The 17,328-nt window shown below is 57.0% G+C and carries 17 protein-coding genes; 12 read left to right on the top strand and 5 right to left on the bottom strand.

Annotated features, from left to right (window positions below; translation table 11 throughout):
• Positions 1-3 precede the first annotated feature (3 nt).
• The 12 genes from hisD (at position 4) to pepE (ending at position 11,296) form a co-directional block, all read left to right on the top strand.
• Entirely contained in the window at positions 4-1,329 is a 1,326-nt protein-coding gene (hisD, locus tag VSX58_RS04170) for a histidinol dehydrogenase (protein ID WP_327616942.1), read from the top strand.
• On the top strand, positions 1,326-2,396 hold the full coding sequence (gene hisC / locus VSX58_RS04175; RefSeq protein WP_327616943.1) for a histidinol-phosphate transaminase: 1,071 nt from the start codon (positions 1,326-1,328) through the stop codon (positions 2,394-2,396). The genes hisD and hisC overlap by 4 nt, the downstream gene beginning before the upstream one ends.
• 15 nt (positions 2,397-2,411) lie before the next feature.
• Complete coding sequence (gene hisB / locus VSX58_RS04180; RefSeq protein ID WP_327616944.1) at positions 2,412-3,479, top strand: bifunctional histidinol-phosphatase/imidazoleglycerol-phosphate dehydratase HisB; 1,068 nt, start codon at positions 2,412-2,414, stop codon at positions 3,477-3,479.
• Positions 3,479-4,069: an imidazole glycerol phosphate synthase subunit HisH gene (gene hisH / locus VSX58_RS04185; RefSeq protein ID WP_327613293.1), complete on the top strand. Its 591-nt coding sequence runs from the start codon at positions 3,479-3,481 to the stop codon at positions 4,067-4,069. Before hisB ends, hisH begins: the two co-directional genes overlap by 1 nt.
• Positions 4,070-4,075: 6 nt before the next feature.
• Positions 4,076-4,813, top strand: a complete 738-nt coding sequence (hisA, locus tag VSX58_RS04190; RefSeq protein WP_327613292.1) for a 1-(5-phosphoribosyl)-5-[(5-phosphoribosylamino)methylideneamino]imidazole-4-carboxamide isomerase — start codon at positions 4,076-4,078, stop codon at positions 4,811-4,813.
• On the top strand, positions 4,795-5,571 hold the full coding sequence (hisF, locus tag VSX58_RS04195; protein WP_327616945.1) for an imidazole glycerol phosphate synthase subunit HisF: 777 nt from the start codon (positions 4,795-4,797) through the stop codon (positions 5,569-5,571). The genes hisA and hisF overlap by 19 nt, the downstream gene beginning before the upstream one ends.
• Before the next feature lie 11 nt (positions 5,572-5,582).
• Positions 5,583-6,194, top strand: a complete 612-nt coding sequence (hisIE, locus tag VSX58_RS04200; protein ID WP_327617066.1) for a bifunctional phosphoribosyl-AMP cyclohydrolase/phosphoribosyl-ATP diphosphatase HisIE — start codon at positions 5,583-5,585, stop codon at positions 6,192-6,194.
• A gap of 290 nt (positions 6,195-6,484) precedes the next feature.
• The gene (locus VSX58_RS04205) at positions 6,485-7,237 is read left to right on the top strand and encodes an IclR family transcriptional regulator (RefSeq protein ID WP_327616946.1); all 753 of its coding nucleotides are present in this window, start codon (positions 6,485-6,487) and stop codon (positions 7,235-7,237) included.
• Positions 7,238-7,283: 46 nt separating this feature from the next.
• Positions 7,284-8,912 carry an OPT/YSL family transporter gene (locus VSX58_RS04210; RefSeq protein ID WP_327616947.1) on the top strand — a complete coding sequence of 543 codons (1,629 nt, stop codon included), beginning with the start codon at positions 7,284-7,286 and terminating at the stop codon, positions 8,910-8,912.
• Positions 8,913-8,960: 48 nt separating this feature from the next.
• Entirely contained in the window at positions 8,961-9,890 is a 930-nt protein-coding gene (locus VSX58_RS04215; RefSeq protein WP_327616948.1) for a DUF1177 domain-containing protein, read from the top strand.
• Positions 9,891-9,900: 10 nt separating this feature from the next.
• Entirely contained in the window at positions 9,901-10,575 is a 675-nt protein-coding gene (locus tag VSX58_RS04220) for an AroM family protein (RefSeq protein WP_327616949.1), read from the top strand.
• Positions 10,576-10,600: 25 nt separating this feature from the next.
• Entirely contained in the window at positions 10,601-11,296 is a 696-nt protein-coding gene (gene pepE / locus VSX58_RS04225; RefSeq protein WP_327616950.1) for a dipeptidase PepE, read from the top strand.
• A gap of 260 nt (positions 11,297-11,556) precedes the next feature.
• Here pepE and ihfB read toward each other — a convergent pair whose 3' ends face one another.
• The 5 genes from ihfB to serC all read right to left on the bottom strand — a co-directional run bounded on the left by ihfB (position 11,557) and on the right by serC (position 17,136).
• Positions 11,557-11,841, bottom strand: a complete 285-nt coding sequence (ihfB, locus tag VSX58_RS04230) for an integration host factor subunit beta (protein ID WP_048639213.1) — start codon at positions 11,839-11,841, stop codon at positions 11,557-11,559.
• Between the two features lie 92 nt (positions 11,842-11,933).
• Entirely contained in the window at positions 11,934-13,607 is a 1,674-nt protein-coding gene (rpsA, locus tag VSX58_RS04235; protein WP_327616951.1) for a 30S ribosomal protein S1, read from the bottom strand.
• Positions 13,608-13,735: 128 nt separating this feature from the next.
• The gene (cmk, locus tag VSX58_RS04240) at positions 13,736-14,413 is read right to left on the bottom strand and encodes a (d)CMP kinase (protein WP_327616952.1); all 678 of its coding nucleotides are present in this window, start codon (positions 14,411-14,413) and stop codon (positions 13,736-13,738) included.
• Positions 14,414-14,589: 176 nt separating this feature from the next.
• The gene (gene aroA, locus VSX58_RS04245; RefSeq protein WP_327616953.1) at positions 14,590-15,879 is read right to left on the bottom strand and encodes a 3-phosphoshikimate 1-carboxyvinyltransferase; all 1,290 of its coding nucleotides are present in this window, start codon (positions 15,877-15,879) and stop codon (positions 14,590-14,592) included.
• A gap of 171 nt (positions 15,880-16,050) precedes the next feature.
• The gene (gene serC, locus VSX58_RS04250) at positions 16,051-17,136 is read right to left on the bottom strand and encodes a 3-phosphoserine/phosphohydroxythreonine transaminase (RefSeq protein ID WP_327616954.1); all 1,086 of its coding nucleotides are present in this window, start codon (positions 17,134-17,136) and stop codon (positions 16,051-16,053) included.
• Positions 17,137-17,328 lie beyond the last annotated feature (192 nt).

A 17,328-nucleotide genomic window follows, 5' to 3' on the forward strand; every position in this document is an offset into this window, starting at 1 on the left:
CCAATGGCAGACAGCAACACGACAAACAGCTTCAATACCCTTATCGACTGGCAGCGCTGCTCCGCGCAGGAACAGCGCCAATTGCTGACCCGCCCGGCCATTTCGGCCTCGGATCGCATTACCCGTATTGTCGAAGAGATTTTGGAAAGCGTAAAAAACCGCGGCGATAGCGCCCTGCGGGAATACAGCGCCCGGTTCGATAAAACGCAGGTTGACAAGATCCGCGTCAGCGCCGAAGAGATCGCCGCCGCGTCCGAACGCCTTGACGAAGAAGTCAAACAGGCGATGGCGACGGCGGTGCGTAATATTGAAACTTTTCACAACGCGCAGAAGCTGCCCGCGGTCGATGTGGAAACCCAGCCGGGCGTGCGCTGCCAGCAGCTAACGCGCCCAATCGCCACCGTCGGACTCTATATCCCCGGCGGTTCCGCGCCGCTGCCGTCAACGGTGTTGATGCTCGGCACGCCGGCGCGCATCGCCGGCTGCCAGCGTGTCGTTCTCTGTTCGCCGCCCCCCATCGCCGATGAAATTCTTTATGCGGCGCAGCTGTGCGGCATTCAGGAAGTGTTCCAGCTAGGCGGCGCCCAGGCGATCGCCGCGATGGCGTTCGGCAGCGAAAGCGTGCCCAAGGTCGATAAAATTTTCGGGCCGGGCAACGCCTACGTTACCGAAGCCAAACGCCAGGTCAGTCAGGATCTGGCCGGCGCGGCGATCGATATGCCGGCCGGTCCGTCTGAAGTGCTGGTCATCGCCGACAGCGGCGCCACGCCGGCGTTTGTCGCCGCCGATCTGCTTTCGCAGGCGGAACACGGTCCCGACTCGCAGGTTATTCTGCTGACGCCGGATAGCGGACTAGCCAAAGCCGTCGCCGACGCCGTGGAACAGCAGCTTCTGTTGCTTTCACGCGCCGACATCGCCCGCCAGGCGCTCTCCTCCAGCCGGGTGATTGTGGCGCGCGATTTGGAACAGTGCGTTGAAATCAGTAACCGTTACGGGCCGGAACACCTGATTATTCAGACGCGCGATGCGGAAAAATGGGTTGAAAAAATCACCAGCGCCGGTTCGGTGTTTCTCGGCGACTGGTCGCCGGAGTCCGCCGGTGACTACGCCTCCGGCACCAATCACGTCCTGCCGACGTACGGTTACACGGCGACTTACTCCAGCCTGGGGCTGGCCGACTTCCAGAAACGCATGACGGTGCAACAGTTGACGCCGCAAGGGCTGCTACAGCTGGCGCCCACCATTGAGACGCTGGCTCAGGCCGAGCAGCTCACCGCCCACAAAAATGCGGTCGCTCTGCGCGTCGCCGCCCTGAAGGAGCAAGCATGAGCATTGAAAAACTGGCGCGCGCCAATGTGCGTGCGCTGACGCCGTATCAGTCGGCCCGCCGTCTAGGCGGCTGCGGCGATGTGTGGCTGAATGCCAATGAATATCCGCAGGCGCCGGAATATCAGCTGACGCTGAATACGCTGAACCGCTATCCGGAGTGCCAGCCGAAGCTGGTGATCGAGCGTTACGCCGACTACGTCGGATTACCGCAGGAGCAGGTGCTGGTCAGCCGCGGCGCGGACGAAGGCATTGAACTGCTGATCCGCGCGTTTTGCGAACCGGGCAAAGACGCCATTCTGTTCTGTCCGCCGACCTACGGCATGTACGCGGTCAGCGCCGAAACCTTCGGTGTGGAGCGCCGTACGGCGTTAAGCAGCGCCGAGTGGCAGTTGGATATAGCGTCCATCGAACGGCAGTTGGACGGCGTGAAGCTGGTGTATGTTTGCAGCCCAAACAACCCGACCGGGAACCTGATAAAACAGCAAGACCTGCGCCGTCTGCTGGATCTGACCCGGGGCAAGGCGCTGGTCGTCGTCGACGAAGCCTACATCGAATTCAGCCCGCACGCTTCCGTTATCGGCTGGCTGCCGGACTATCCGCACCTGGTCGTCCTGCGCACCCTGTCGAAAGCCTTTGCGCTGGCCGGCCTGCGCTGCGGCTTTACGCTGGCCAATGCGGATGTCATCGCGCTGCTGCTGAAGGTGATCGCGCCTTACCCGCTCTCGCTGCCGGTGGCCGATATCGCCGCCCAGGCGCTGAGCGCCCAGGGCGTGGCGAGAATGCGCCAGAACGTGATCGACGTAGTGGAAAACCGCCGCTGGCTGGCCGAACAGCTATCGGCGCTGGCATGCGTGGTGACGGTATTCCCCAGCGAAAGCAACTATCTGCTGGTGCGTTTTACGCCATCCTGTCAGGCGTTCAAGACGCTGTGGGATCAAGGCATCATCCTGCGCGATCAGAGCAAACAGCCCGGACTGGCGGATTGTTTACGCATTACTATCGGTAATCGCTATGAATGTGAACGTGTCGTCGACGCACTGCGGTCATTACCCGGAACCCTCGCTTAATACCAAGGAGCCAATGTGAGCCAGAAATATCTCTTTATCGACCGCGACGGAACGCTGATTGCCGAACCCCCCGAAGATTTTCAGGTCGACCGCCTGGATAAGCTGGCGTTTGAGCCGGACGTGATCCCGTCGCTGCTGGCATTGCAAAAAGCGGGGTTCCGGCTGGTGATGATCACCAATCAGGATGGACTCGGCACATCCAGCTTTCCGCAGGAAACTTTTGATCCCCCTCATAATCTCATGATGCAGGTTTTCGCCTCTCAGGGCATCCGCTTTGAAAAAGTGCTGATCTGCCCGCACTTCCCGGACGACGACTGCGCATGCCGTAAGCCGAAAACGGCGCTGGTGACGGAATATCTGCAAGGCGGCGTTATCGATGCCGACCATAGCTATGTGATTGGCGATCGGGAAACGGATCTGCAGCTGGCCGGCAACATGGGCATCGGCGGATTACGCTATCAGCGCGAAGGTTTGAACTGGAACGCCATCGCCAATCAGCTGACGAAACGCGACCGCCACGCCCACGTCAGCCGCGTCACGCGCGAAACCGCCATTGATGTCGACGTTTGGCTCGATCGCGAAGGCGGCAGCAAAATCAGCACCGGCGTAGGATTTTTCGATCACATGCTGGACCAGATCGCCACCCACGGCGGCTTTCGCATGAACATTGAAGTGAAAGGCGACCTGTATATCGACGACCACCACACGGTGGAGGACACCGCGCTGGCGCTGGGAGAAGCGTTAAGCAAGGCGTTGGGCGATAAACGCGGCATCGGCCGCTTCGGCTTCGTGCTGCCGATGGACGAGTGCCTGGCGCGCTGCGCGCTGGATATCTCCGGCCGTCCGCATCTGGAATATAAGGCGGAGTACAGCTACCAGCGCGTGGGCGATCTGAGCACCGAAATGGTCGAACACTTCTTCCGCTCGCTCTCCTATGCCATGGGCTGCACCCTACATCTGAAAACCAAAGGCCGCAACGACCACCATCGCGTCGAAAGTCTGTTTAAAGTCTTTGGCCGGGCGCTGCGCCAGGCCATCAAAGTCGAGGGCGATACGCTGCCGAGCTCAAAAGGAGTGCTGTGATGAAGGTTGTCATTCTGGATACCGGCTGCGCCAACCTCTCCTCCGTCACCTATGCCGTGCAGCGTTTGGGCTATCAGCCGATCGTCAGCCGGGAAGCCGACATCGTGCTGCACGCCGATAAGCTGTTTTTACCCGGCGTGGGAACGGCGCAGGCGGCGATGAATCAACTGGCCGAACGCGGCCTGATCGACCTGATTAAAGCCTGTACCCAGCCGGTGCTGGGCATCTGCCTCGGCATGCAACTGTTGGGGACGGCCAGCGACGAAAACGGCGGCATTCCGACGTTGGGCATCGTCGATACGCCGGTCAAGCTGATGAAGGACCAGGGTTTGCCGCTGCCCCATATGGGCTGGAACCAGATCGTGCCGCAGGCCGGGCACCGTCTGTTTCAGGGAATTGAAGACGGCGCCTACTTCTATTTCGTCCATGGCTATGCCATGCCGGTCTGTCCGAACACTATCGCTCAGGCAAACTATGGCGAAGCCTTCACCGCCGCGGTGGAGAAGGACAATTTCTTCGGCGTACAGTTTCACCCCGAGCGTTCCGGCGCGGCCGGCGCACAGTTGCTGAAAAACTTTCTGGAGATGTAAATCGTCATGATTATTCCCGCATTGGATCTGATAGACGGGCAGGTTGTTCGTTTGCATCAGGGCGATTATGGACAACAGCGCCAGTACGGCAGCGATCCCCTGCCCCGGTTGCAGGATTACCAGCGCCAGGGCGCCCAGGTATTGCATCTGGTTGACCTGACCGGCGCCAAAGATCCCTCCGCGCGCCAAATCCCGCTGCTGAAAACGCTGCTGTCCGGCGTCAGCCGGCCGGTTCAGGTAGGCGGCGGCATCCGCGCCGAACAGGATGTGGAAGCCCTGCTGGACGCCGGCGCGGCCCGCGTGGTCATCGGTTCGACCGCCGTAAAACAACCGGCGCTGGTGCAGCAATGGTTTACCCGCTACGGCGCCGACGCGCTGGTGCTGGCGCTGGACGTCCGCATCGACGCTGACGGCGTCAAACGGGTCGCCGTCAGCGGCTGGCAGGAAAATTCAGACGCCTCGCTGGAGCAGATCGTCGAGCAATACCTGCCGTTCGGCCTCAAACACGTGCTGTGTACCGATATCTCCCGGGACGGTACCTTAAGCGGCTCGAACGTCGATCTTTACCGTGAAGTCTGCCGGCGCTACCCGCAGGTCGCCTTTCAGGCTTCCGGCGGCATCGGTAACCTGACGGATATCGCCAACTTGCGCGGCAGCGGCGTCCAGGGCGTGATCGTCGGACGCGCCCTGCTGGAAGGTAAATTTAACGTAGCGGAGGCCATTTCATGCTGGCAAAACGGATAATTCCCTGTCTGGATGTGCGTGACGGGCAGGTCGTCAAAGGTGTACAGTTCCGCAACCATGAAATTATCGGCGACATCGTCCCCTTGGCGCAGCGCTATGCCCGGGAAGGCGCGGATGAGCTGGTATTTTACGATATCACCGCTTCGTCCGACGGGCGCGTGGTCGATAAAAGCTGGGTATCCCGCGTGGCGGAAGTCATCGACATCCCATTCTGCGTGGCCGGCGGCATAAAAAGCGTAGACGAAGCCGGACAGATTCTCTCTTTCGGCGCGGATAAGATTTCCATCAACTCGCCGGCGCTGGCCGATCCGGACCTGATTAGCCGTCTGGCCGATCGCTATGGCGTACAGTGCATCGTCGTGGGTATCGACACCTGGCATGACGCGGCGACCGGCCGCTATCAGGTTAATCAATACACCGGCGATGAGACGCGCACCAAAGTCACGACCTGGGAAACCCTGGAATGGGTGCAAGAAGTACAGAAACGCGGCGCCGGAGAGATCGTCCTGAATATGATGAATCAGGACGGCGTGCGCAACGGCTATGATTTAGAGCAGTTAAAGCGGGTCCGGGAAGTCTGCAAGGTCCCACTCATCGCTTCCGGCGGCGCTGGCGCCATGGCGCATTTCCTGGCCGCCTTCCGGGATGCCCAGGTTGACGGCGCGCTCGCAGCGTCGGTTTTTCATAAGCAGATCATTAATATTGGTGAACTGAAACAATATCTTAAGCAACAAGGCGTGGAGATTCGGGTGTGTTAAGCGAACAGCGTATTTTAAACGACGAACAAAAAAACCAGTTGGACTGGGAAAAAACCGACGGACTGATGCCGGCGATTGTACAGCATGCCGTTTCCGGTGAAGTCCTGATGTTGGGTTATATGAATCAGGAAGCGCTGAAAAAGACCGAAGAGAGCGGCAAAGTCACGTTTTTTTCACGCACCAAACAGCGTTTATGGACCAAGGGCGAAACCTCCGGCAATTTTCTCAACGTGGTCTCTATTACGCCGGATTGCGATAACGACACCCTGCTTATTCTGGTTACCCCCATCGGCCCGACCTGCCATCTGGGCAACACCAGCTGTTTCTCTCCGGCCGCCAGCGAATGGCTGTTCCTGTATCAATTGGAACAGCTGTTGGGCGAACGCAAGAGCGCCGATCCGGCCAGCTCTTATACCGCGCGGCTGTATGCCAGCGGCACCAAACGCATTGCGCAGAAGGTGGGTGAAGAAGGATTGGAAACCGCGCTGGCGGCGACCGTCCACGACCGCGAAGAGTTGACCAATGAAGCGGCCGACCTGATGTATCATCTGCTGGTGTTATTGCAGGATCAGAATCTCTCTCTGGCGACCATCATTAATCGCTTACGCGAACGGCACCGATAACTCCCTCCTCTTCCGGGCGCTTTGCCGACGGCGCGCCCGGCCCCCCCGGCCGTTTTCTTTTTCAATCGCCGAGTGCGCCATATCGGCACAGATAAAGACCCAAAATGATGCGTCGCATTATAACCGTGCGCGCATTGGGCGAAATTTCTCAGCGCAACAGGCGGGCCAAACGCCCGCCGAAAGAGGTCTTTTCGTTAGCAATCAAATAATAACAACACCAACCAAAATGGTGGCATAAAACATGCTTGGTTCTATAAAAAGGAACCCGGTTCCATTTTATGAGACCTGATATGAGCATATTAAATACTACCGCCGCTATCCTGAATTTAATGAGTCAACTCAAACGCGGCATCACCGCCGGCGACGTGATTACCCATTTACAACTGCCTAAAAGCACGACCTCCAGAGTGCTGAAACAGCTCTGTGAAACCGGCTTTTTAACTAAAGATCCGCAGGGCGCAACCTATAGCCCGGCGTTAATGCTGCTGGAGGTCGCCTATCTGGCCCATCGCAACTCCTCCCTGACGGACGATATCGAACAGGCGCTGCGCGCCTTGTGCCGCGCGACCGGCCATACCGGTTACCTTTCGGTATTGGACGGCCCAGACATTCTGGTCTTGCGGGTTATTCCCGGCCGCCACGCATTGCAGGTTATTACCCACCCCGGCACCCGTTCCCCCTCATGGGCGACATCCACCGGGCGTTCGCTGCTTTCCCGCTACAGCGACCAGCGGCTGCAGTCCTATTTCGCAGAGACGCTATCGGCGGAAGATAAAAAACAGCTCCCTTTCTCCCGTCTTCAGGAACAGCTCCAGACGGTGAGGCAGCAGCGCTGGTCCTCGGCGATTAACGAAGCGGTCTCCGGCACCGCCTCCATCAGTTGTTCGGTAAAAAATCCGCAAAGCGGCGAAGCCATCGCATTTTGCCTGACATTTCCGGCCAGCATGGCCAATGAGCAGGAAATGCGGCAGTTAGCCGAACAGTTAACCAACGCCGCCATGTCGATCGGCAAAAAATATGGCGATCCGTACTGGTTACAGTAAACCCGTTATAAAAAGCTGATTATTTAAAACCTTAGGAGTGATACTCATGTCAGACCATTCATCCCTCCACCAGCAGCAGGGGAAAGAGAAACAACGACATCACAGCAGTTTTAATCCACTGACGTTGGTGTTTCTGGTTATTCTGAGTCTGTTTGGCGCGGTCATCGGCATTCAGCTATTAACCACATTGGGGGTTACCCCCAACACCTCGATTATCGGCGCGCTGATCGCCATGATCATCGCCCGAATTCCGCTACAGCTATTACGCGGCTTCCGTTCGATTCACGTTCAGAATTTGGCTCAGACGGCCATCTCATCGGCGACGTTCGGCGCGGCCAACAGCCTGTTGCTGCCGATCGGCGTGATCTGGCTGTTCGGCAGGCCCGACCTGGTGCTTCCGGTGTTTATCGGCGTCGCGCTGGCAATGCTGCTGGACGCCTACCTGCTTTACCGCATGTTCAATACGTCGATATTTCCGGCTAGCGGCACCTGGCCGCCCGGCGTGGCGGCGGCGGAATCGATCAAGGCCGGCGATCGGGGAGGCAGCCAGGCGGCTATTCTCAGCGTCGGAGTGGCCATCGGCGCCATCGGATCCTGGTTTAAACTACCGATGTCCGCGCTAGGCACGGCCTTTATCGGCAATATCTGGGCGCTGACGATGTTTGGCGTCGGCCTGCTGCTGCGCGGCTATAGCCAGCCTATCCTGGGCATTGATATTAATAAAAATTATATTCCTCACGGCATGATGATCGGCGCCGGTATCGTGGCGCTTTTTCAGGTCGTCGCGCTGATCCGCGGTCGGAAAGAGGCCCAGAGCGCGCTATCGGCCGAGTCACTCAATGCCGCCAACGACGACCGCCGGCACATTTTGCGCGCCATTCGTATGGGCGCGATTGGCTATATTGTCCTGGCGATGCTGATCGCGGCAGGCACCGGGCTGTATAGCGAAATGTCGCTGGGGATGCTGGCGGCGTTTATTATCTACGCCGCCTTTGCCGCCTTTATTCATGAACTGATCGTCGGGCTGGCGGCGATGCACTCCGGTTGGTTTCCGGCTTTCGCCGTGGCGCTGATTACGCTGATCATCGGTATGATGATCGGTTTTCCGCTGCTGGGGCTCGCCGTCCTGTGCTCTTTTTCCGTCGCCACCGGCCCCGCCTTCGCCGATATGGGCTACGACCTGAAAGCGGGTTTTATCCTGCGCAATAACGGCGCTGACGCCGCCTTTGAATTGGAAGGCCGCCGTCAGCAGCTGCTTGCGGCGCTGATCGCCTTCGTTATCGCCATCCCGGTGGTGTATTTCTCCTACCAGAGCTACTTTGAGAATAATTTGGTGCCGCCGGTCGCCAAAGTGTATGTCGCGACCATTCAGGCGGGCGTCTCTATGGACATCGCCAAGTCTTTGATGATTTGGGCTATTCCCGGCGCGCTGATCCAATGGCTGGGAGGTTCCAGACGCCAGTTGGGCGTTCTGCTGGCTACCGGCCTGCTGATCGCCAATCCGCTCGCCGGCTGGGCGGTGTTGTTGGGAATCGCGCTGCGGCTGCTGATCATCAAGATCGGCGGAGAAAAAATGCGTAACCGCATGGAGGTTTTCGCCGCCGGTTTGATTGCCGGAGACGCGATCTTCAATTTCTTCAACTCCATTTTTTCCAGCAAAATCAACGGAAAATAACCCCGGTTCCCCATATGCGTTGTATAAACCATAAGATGAGAGAATAAGATGAGCCTTTTACAAACGTTACAAGTCTTTGAAGCCCTTGACAGCGCCGCGGCCAGCGGAAAAACCGTCGTTGAGCTGCTGTCCGCCTACCCGGAGGTCGAAGTCAGCGTCACCGAATTCAAAGGGGAAAAAGGGAAAACGGATTTCGTCAAAATCATCATTCCCGGCAGTAGAGGCAAACGCAAAGGCGGTCAAGCCCGCACCATCGGCATCGTCGGTCGCTTAGGCGGAATCGGCGCGCGTCCTGAACGTATCGGTCTGGTTTCCGACGGCGACGGCGCCGTGGCGGCCATTGCCGCCGCATTAAAACTGGCGCATATGCAAACGCAAGGCGACACGCTGCCCGGCGATGTGATTATCACCACCCATATCTGCCCGGACGCGCCCACCCGGCCGCACGAGCCGGTTGATTTCATGGACTCGCCGGTGGATACCGAAGAGATGAATCAGCAGGAAGTGATGCCGGAAATGGACGCGGTACTCTCCATTGATACCACCAAAGGCAACCGCATTATCAATCACAAGGGGTATGCCATTTCACCGACGGTAAAACAGGGCTACATTCTGCGCGTATCCGATGATCTGCTGCGTATTATGGAAATGACCAGCGGCAGGGCGCCGGTCACCTTCCCCATCACCACTCAGGATATTACGCCCTATGGCAACGGCGTCTATCATCTGAACAGTATCCTGCAACCCTCCATTGCCACCGCCGCGCCGGTGGTCGGCGTCGCCATTACCACCGAAAGCGCCGTTCCCGGCTGCGGAACCGGCGCCAGCCATGAGGTCGATATCGCGGCGACGGCGAAATTCGCGGTGGAAGTCGCCAAAGAGTATACCCGCAATACCTGCCAATTTTTCGATCGGGCGGAATATGACCGCCTGATCGCCCTCTATGGCTCGCTGGCGCATTTGCAACGGCGCCAATAAGGAGATGACGATGCCTCTGCTCGGTACTTTGACGATTGGTCAGGCTCCTCGCGCCGATATTACGCCGATACTGGAGTCGCTTCTGCCGGTCGGAACCCGGTGCATTCATGCCGGGGTGCTGGACGGTTTGGATAAGGCGGCGATCGACCGACAATTCGCGCCTCGGCCCGACGATGCGGTTTTGACCAGCCGATTGCTTGACGGCAGCGCCGTTATTCTAGGTAAAACGGCCGTACATCAGGCGGTCCAACAGAAGCTGAACCAGTTGGAGCAACAGGGATGCACGTTCATCATATTGCTCTGCACCGGTGAGTTTCACGGACTTTCCTGCCGACAGGCATGGCTGATTGAGCCGGACAGGCTGGTGCCGAGCGTCGCCGCCACGCTCATCGGCCAACGCCGGGCCGGCATATTGGTGCCGCTGGAAAAACAGATAGCCAGCGAAGGCGGCAAATGGGGCGATCTGCGGCATTCCCCCGTTTACGCGGCGGTATCGCCCTATGACGGCAGCCAGGATAAACTGCGTCAGGCCGCGCGTTTGTTAAAAGAGCGGCAGGCGGAGGTCATCATTATGGATTGTATGGGGTATACCGAACGGCACCGGAAACTGGCGGCGGAGGCCGCCGGTTTGCCGGTATTACTTTCCAATGCGCTCATCGCCCGTCTTGTCGCCGGGCTCATCTAATACTAATACAGACAGGAAATATCGCATGCAATTACTACTGCTCAGTAACTCAAGCCTACCGGGCAAAGGCTATCTGGAACATGCGCAGGAGGCGATTCGCCAACGGGTAAAAACACGCAAGCATGCGCTATTTATTCCGTTTGCCGGCGTGACGATAGGCTGGGATGACTATACGAAAAAAGTGCGGCAGGCATTATCCGCCGTCGATATCGCCATTACATCGGTTCACACCGAAGCAGATCCCCAACAGGCCGTACTCAATGCCGATATCATCATTGTCGGCGGCGGCAATACCTTCAATTTACTGAAGTGCTGCCGTGAGCGCGGGCTGCTGACGGCGATCCGCCGGCGCGTGCAACAGGGAGCGGCATATATCGGCTGGAGCGCAGGCGCCAATCTTGCCTGCCCGACCATTTGCACCACCAACGATATGCCGATTATCGATCCGCAGGGATTCGATGCGCTGCGCCTGATCGATTTTCAGATCAACCCGCATTACACCAATGAGCTCCCCGCCGGGCACCAGGGAGAGACCCGCAATCAGCGGCTGGCGGAACTGCTAATGGCGCAACCCGACATCACTATCGTCGGCATGCCGGAAGGCGACTGGCTGACGGTCGACGGGAAGCAAATCCGCCTATTCGGCCCCAACACGGCAACGCTGTTTAAGGCGCGGCAAGCGCCGAAAACGCTGGAGCCCGGCGAGTTACGTCTGCAATAAGAGGGTATCATGACGCTCGGAATTATTCGTGTACTCACCACCCAGGATCGGTCTTTGCTCGACGAGCACGGCCGCCTGTTACGACAGGAGTATGGTTTGCAGTCGAATGGTTAGGCGCGCCGGCGTCGTCTTGACGGCGGCAGTTTTCGCGGGGCGGATAGGTAGCCAGGGCCATAAGCAAAAAAATGGCGCCGTTTCAGGCGCCATTTATAAATCATTTGCAAGTAAAACTACGGTAACCTCAGCGCATCACGGCTGAATTAACCATAGATATTGGCGCGGTCGCGCAGTTCCTTGCCCGGTTTGAAGTGAGGGACATACTTGCCTTCCAGTTCGACTTTTTCACCGGTTTTCGGATTACGGCCAACGCGTGGTGCACGGTAGTGAAGTGAAAAGCTGCCGAACCCACGGATCTCGATGCGATCACCTTCGGCCAAGGTCGTGGCCATCTGCTCAAGCATCTCTTTCACTGCATCCTCAACCACTTTGGCCGGGATATGAGATTGCTGTCCAGCAAGTCTTTCAATAAGTTCAGACTTGGTCATGGTTCCTCCAAGTGCGTGGATTAGGTAAATAACCACGATAACTTACTACCGTTTTCAAGAGCGAGCGGCCTGCGCCGCCCGTTCCACCGTTATTACTCGCCTTTCGCTGCTTTGAACGCTTCAGCCATAGCGTTGGAGAAATTGCCTTCTTCCTGTTTGTTGTTAACAGAAGCGATGGCGTCTTTCTCGTCGGCTTCGTCCTTGGCACGCACGGACAGGCTGACGACGCGGTTTTTACGATCGACGCCGGTGTATTTCGCTTCAACGCTGTCGCCAACGTTCAATACCAGCGTTGCATCTTCAATGCGGTCGCGAGAAGCTTCGGAAGCGCGCAGATAACCTTCAACGCCGTCCGCTAACTCAACTGTAGCACCTTTGGCGTCAACAGCCGTAACTTTACCAGTAACAATAGCACCTTTCTTGTTCAGAGACAGGTAGTTATTGAACGGGTCTTCAGCCAGTTGCTTCACGCCCAGGGAGATACGTTCACGTTCTGCATCAACCTGCAATACAACGGCGGCGATTTCATCGCCTTTCTTGTATTCGCGCACGGCTTCTTCGCCGGCGACGTTCCAGGAGATATCGGACAGGTGAACCAGGCCGTCGATACCGCCGTCCAGGCCGATAAAGATACCGAAGTCAGTGATGGATTTGATCTTGCCTTCAACGCGGTCGCCCTTGTTGTGGGTTTCAGCGAACTGCTGCCACGGGTTGGCTTTGCACTGTTTCAGACCCAGGGAGATACGACGACGTTCTTCGTCGATATCCAGAACCATCACTTCCACGACGTCGCCGACGTTGACAACTTTCGACGGATGGATGTTTTTGTTGGTCCAATCCATTTCGGAAACGTGCACCAGACCTTCAACGCCTTCTTCGATTTCAACGAAGCAGCCGTAGTCGGTCAGGTTGGTTACGCGACCGGTCAGACGCGTGCTTTCCGGATAACGTTTAGCGATAGCGACCCACGGATCTTCGCCCAGCTGTTTCAGGCCGAGGGAAACACGCGTACGTTCGCGGTCGAACTTCAGCACCTTAACGGTGATTTCGTCGCCCACATTAACGATTTCGCTCGGATGTTTAACACGTTTCCAAGCCATATCCGTGATATGCAGCAGGCCGTCAACGCCGCCCAGATCAACGAACGCGCCGTAGTCGGTAAGGTTCTTAACGATACCTTTGACTTCCATGCCTTCCTGCAGGTTTTCCAGCAGCTGATCGCGTTCGGCGCTGTTTTCAGATTCGATAACCGCACGGCGGGAAACCACAACGTTGTTGCGTTTCTGATCCAGCTTGATCACTTTGAACTCAAGCTCTTTGCCTTCCAGATGCAGCGTATCACGAACCGGACGAACGTCGACCAGAGAACCTGGCAGGAACGCGCGAATGCCGTTCAGCTCAACGGTGAAACCGCCTTTGACTTTACCGTTGATAACGCCGGTAACGGTCGCAGCTTCTTCGTAAGCTTTTTCCAGCATCAGCCATGCTTCATGACGTTTGGCTTTTTCACGAGACAGCAGGGTTTCACCGAAGCCGTCTTCAACCGCGTCCAGCGCTACGTCTACTTCATCGCCGACCTGGATTTCCAGTTCGCCCTGGGCGTTTTTAAATTGCTCTACCGGAATAGCTGATTCAGATTTCAAACCGGCGTCAACCAGTACAACATCTTTATCAATAGCAACGACCACACCACGAACGATGGAACCAGGACGGGTTTCGATTTCTTTCAGGGATTCTTCAAAGAGTTGAGCAAAAGATTCTGTCATGTTGATAATCTTAGGAGTCTTCAATTTAACGTCCATCCGGCGTCCTGCTCGATGGGGTTGTTTAACATGCCCCGCTGTTCATCCTTACAGCGAGGTAAAAATTCATCGGCTCATTGGCCGGTATATGACTAGGCGAGCGCTTTACGGGAATAGGCCAGCGCCCGGGCAATCACTTCATCTATCGTCATTTCCGTCGAATCCAGCACCAGCGCGTCTGCGGCGGGCACCAGGGGCGCGACGGGTCGATTGCGATCGCGTTCGTCACGTTCTTTTATCTCAGATAAAAGACGTTCAAAGTTAACACTAAAACCCTTCTCTTGCAACTGCAGCATGCGTCTCTGCGCGCGTTCCTCCGCGCTGGCGTCGAGGAAAATCTTGACCGGCGCGTCGGGAAACACCACCGTACCCATATCGCGCCCGTCGGCGATCAGTCCCGGCGCTTCACGAAACGCGCGCTGCCGCCGTAGCAACGCTTCACGGACGCGCGGGAAAGCCGCGGCCTGCGAGGCGGTATTGCCGACGTCTTCGGTGCGGATCTCATTACTGACGTCCTCACCTTCTAAAATTACTTTTAACTGTCCGCCGTCAGAAATAAAACGCACATCCAGATGGGAAGCCAAAGGTACCAGCGCTTCTTCTGATTGAATATCCACCTGGTGGTGCAAGGCGGCCAACGCCAGAACGCGATAAATCGCCCCGGAGTCCAGCAGATGCCATTGCAGCGCTTCCGCCAACGCTTTACACAACGTGCCTTTTCCTGCGCCGCTCGGTCCGTCAACGGTTATTACCGGTGCAGTCACCGTCATTTCTCTCTCCTGTATACAAGGAATGTCGTCGATGTCATTCACGACATTACGATGCTTCATTATACGCACCAACGGTAAGAAACGTCATATTAATGCCGGGCTAGAGAGGAAAAAGACGAGACGGTCGGATAGAAAAAAGCCGACTCGCCAGGACGCCGCGCCCTGACGAGCGATGATTAGCCCCCTTCGCTCAGGCGGGCTAGCTGTTCAAAATAGTCCGGGAAGGTTTTAGCGGTACATTTCGGATCTAGAATGGTTACCGGCGTATCCGATAAGGCGACCAGCGAAAAACACATCGCCATGCGGTGATCGTTGTAGGTTTCGATCTGCGCGGGCTTCAGATGAGCGGGCGGCGTGATGCGAATAGAGTCCTCCCCCTCTTCAACCTGCGCGCCGACTTTCCTCAACTCGGCCGCCATGGCGCTAAGACGATCGGTCTCTTTTACCCGCCAGTTATAGATATTGCGCAGCGTGGTGGTTCCGCCCGTCGCAAATAGCGCCGTTGTCGCGATGGTCATGGCGGCGTCGGGAATGTGGTTCATATCCATATCGATGGCGTGAAGCTCGCCGCGCTGACATTCGATGTAATCATCGCCCCAGCGGACCTTCGCGCCCATTTTCTCCAACACGTCGGCAAAGCGGATATCTCCCTGAACGCTGGCGCGCCCAACGCCGGTGACGCGTACCGTACCGCCGCGAATCGCGCCGGCCGCCAGAAAATAGGACGCCGAAGACGCATCGCCCTCCACCAGATAATCACCCGGAGAACGGTATTGCTGACCGCCGGCCACGTGAAATTGCTGGTAATTATCGTTACGCACCTCGACGCCAAACGTTTTCATCATATCCAGCGTGATATCGATGTAGGGTTTGGAAACCAAGTCGCCCTGGATGCGGATATGGCTATCCCGAGGCGCCAAAGGCGCCGCCATCAGTAGCGCGGTCAGAAACTGGCTGGAAACGCTGCCATCGACGCTGATGTCACCGCCCTGATATCCGCCGTGCAGACGTAAGGGCGGATAGTTTTCCTGCTCGAGGTAATCCACTTTCGCCCCGCCCTGGCGCAGGGAATCGACCAGATGTCCGATCGGACGCTCTTTCATGCGCGGCTCGCCCGTCAAAACGATATCGCCCTCGGCCAGACATAACGCCGCCGCCAGCGGGCGCATGGCGGTGCCTGCGTTGCCCAGAAACAGCTCAAGCGGCTTCTGCGCCTTTAATGCGCCGCCTACCCCGGTGATTTCACACTCGGTGCGGTCGGCGGAGAGGCGATAGGTCACGCCCAACGCCTGGAGCGCGTTCAGCATATGGCGCACATCATCGCTGTCGAGCAGATTCGTCAGCCGCGTCGTTCCTTCAGACTGCGCCGCCAGCAATAGCGCGCGATTCGACACGCTTTTTGAGCCAGGGAGGTTAATCGTGCCGTTAATTAATTTAACCGGCTGTAGGGTCAAGGATTCCTGCATGTGAAACTTATTCTCCAAACGTGAATACAGAAACCCCGGTTTTATACCGGGGTTTGGAACGACCAACGCGCTATGCCTGCCGAGACGCCTCTCTTTCTGATGGCAATGCGTTATGCGGGGGAAAATCCCCGCCTACGCGGGGACGGCTGCGATAGCGCGCGTTGCCATTCATTAACCGTGGCGGCGTTCGAAATCCGCCATAAAGTCGGTCAACGCTTTTACGCCTTCCAGCGGCATCGCGTTATAGATGGAGGCGCGCATGCCGCCTACGGCGCGGTGTCCTTTCAGGGCATGCAGACCGGCGGTCTGGGCTTCTTCCAGGAAGATCTTGTCCAGATCGGCATCGGCCAGCAGGAAAGGCACATTCATGCGGGAACGGCGAGCCGCGGCCACATCGTTGCGATAGAAGCCGCTATCATCAATCGCGCGATAAAGCAGATCGGCCTTCGCCTGATTGCGTTTTTCCATTTCAACCAGTCCGCCCTGCTCTTTCAGCCACTTAAACACCATGCCCGACAGATACCAGGCAAAGGTCGGCGGGGTGTTGAACATGGAGCCGTTGTCGGCCAGAATCTGATAGTCCAGAATAGAAGGCAATTCACGACGCGCCTTACCCAGCAAATCTTCGCGGACAATAACCAACGTCAGACCGGCCGGGCCCACGTTCTTCTGCGCGCCGGCATAGATTACGCCATAGCGGCTAACATCGATGGGGCGGGATAAGATACTGGAAGAGAAGTCAGCCACTACGATTTTGTCGCCGAAATCAGGCGTCTCTTCGATAGCCAGGCCATCAATGGTTTCATTGGGGCAATAGTGAACGAAAGCGGAATCGTCGGACAGCGCCCACTCGCTCATCGGTTTTACGCTGCGCAGGCCGTCCACGCGCGTTTTCACATCCACAACGTTCGGAGTACAGTATTTTTCCGCTTCTTTAACCGCGCTGTGCGCCCAATAGCCGCCGTCGATATAATCGGCCTGGGTTTTATCTCCCAGTAAATTGAGCGGTACCGCGGCGAACTGCGCACGCGCGCCGCCATGACAGAAAAGCACTTTATAATTGGCAGGGATTTTCAGTAAATCACGCAGATCCTGTTCAGATTCGGCAGCGACCTGCATAAACTCCTTACTGCGATGGCTGATTTCCATTACCGATGTACCCAGTCCATGCCAATTGCACAGTTCCTGTTCAGCCCGACGTAATACTTCAACCGGCAGCATTGCTGGACCGGCGCTAAAATTAAAAACCTGAGTCATTTCCCCTCACCACATCTAAAAATAATGATTATTCTATCACAATGGTTCAAGACACACTGCTTTACTCTACTATCGGTTTTATCACTCGGCACCCATAGCTGCAACGCTTATTGCGCTTTACGCCGCAAAACATCGGGTGAGAGGCTACATCTCATCCCATGTTATCAAGCTGTTATAGAATAATTAGAGTCC

This window comes from Brenneria populi (assembly GCF_036016195.1).
Lineage (GTDB): Bacteria > Pseudomonadota > Gammaproteobacteria > Enterobacterales > Enterobacteriaceae > Brenneria > Brenneria populi.

Coding starts and splice junctions, on each gene's coding strand:
- hisD (WP_327616942.1), top strand. CDS start 4: ATGGCAGACAGCAACACGACAAACAGCTTCAATACCCTTATCGACTGG.
- hisC (WP_327616943.1), top strand. CDS start 1,326: ATGAGCATTGAAAAACTGGCGCGCGCCAATGTGCGTGCGCTGACGCCG.
- hisH (WP_327613293.1), top strand. CDS start 3,479: ATGAAGGTTGTCATTCTGGATACCGGCTGCGCCAACCTCTCCTCCGTC.
- hisA (WP_327613292.1), top strand. CDS start 4,076: ATGATTATTCCCGCATTGGATCTGATAGACGGGCAGGTTGTTCGTTTG.
- hisF (WP_327616945.1), top strand. CDS start 4,795: ATGCTGGCAAAACGGATAATTCCCTGTCTGGATGTGCGTGACGGGCAG.
- VSX58_RS04205 (WP_327616946.1), top strand. CDS start 6,485: ATGAGCATATTAAATACTACCGCCGCTATCCTGAATTTAATGAGTCAA.
- VSX58_RS04210 (WP_327616947.1), top strand. CDS start 7,284: ATGTCAGACCATTCATCCCTCCACCAGCAGCAGGGGAAAGAGAAACAA.
- VSX58_RS04215 (WP_327616948.1), top strand. CDS start 8,961: ATGAGCCTTTTACAAACGTTACAAGTCTTTGAAGCCCTTGACAGCGCC.
- VSX58_RS04220 (WP_327616949.1), top strand. CDS start 9,901: ATGCCTCTGCTCGGTACTTTGACGATTGGTCAGGCTCCTCGCGCCGAT.
- pepE (WP_327616950.1), top strand. CDS start 10,601: ATGCAATTACTACTGCTCAGTAACTCAAGCCTACCGGGCAAAGGCTAT.
- ihfB (WP_048639213.1), bottom strand. CDS start 11,841: ATGACCAAGTCTGAACTTATTGAAAGACTTGCTGGACAGCAATCTCAT.
- rpsA (WP_327616951.1), bottom strand. CDS start 13,607: ATGACAGAATCTTTTGCTCAACTCTTTGAAGAATCCCTGAAAGAAATC.
- cmk (WP_327616952.1), bottom strand. CDS start 14,413: ATGACGGTGACTGCACCGGTAATAACCGTTGACGGACCGAGCGGCGCA.
- aroA (WP_327616953.1), bottom strand. CDS start 15,879: ATGCAGGAATCCTTGACCCTACAGCCGGTTAAATTAATTAACGGCACG.
- serC (WP_327616954.1), bottom strand. CDS start 17,136: ATGACTCAGGTTTTTAATTTTAGCGCCGGTCCAGCAATGCTGCCGGTT.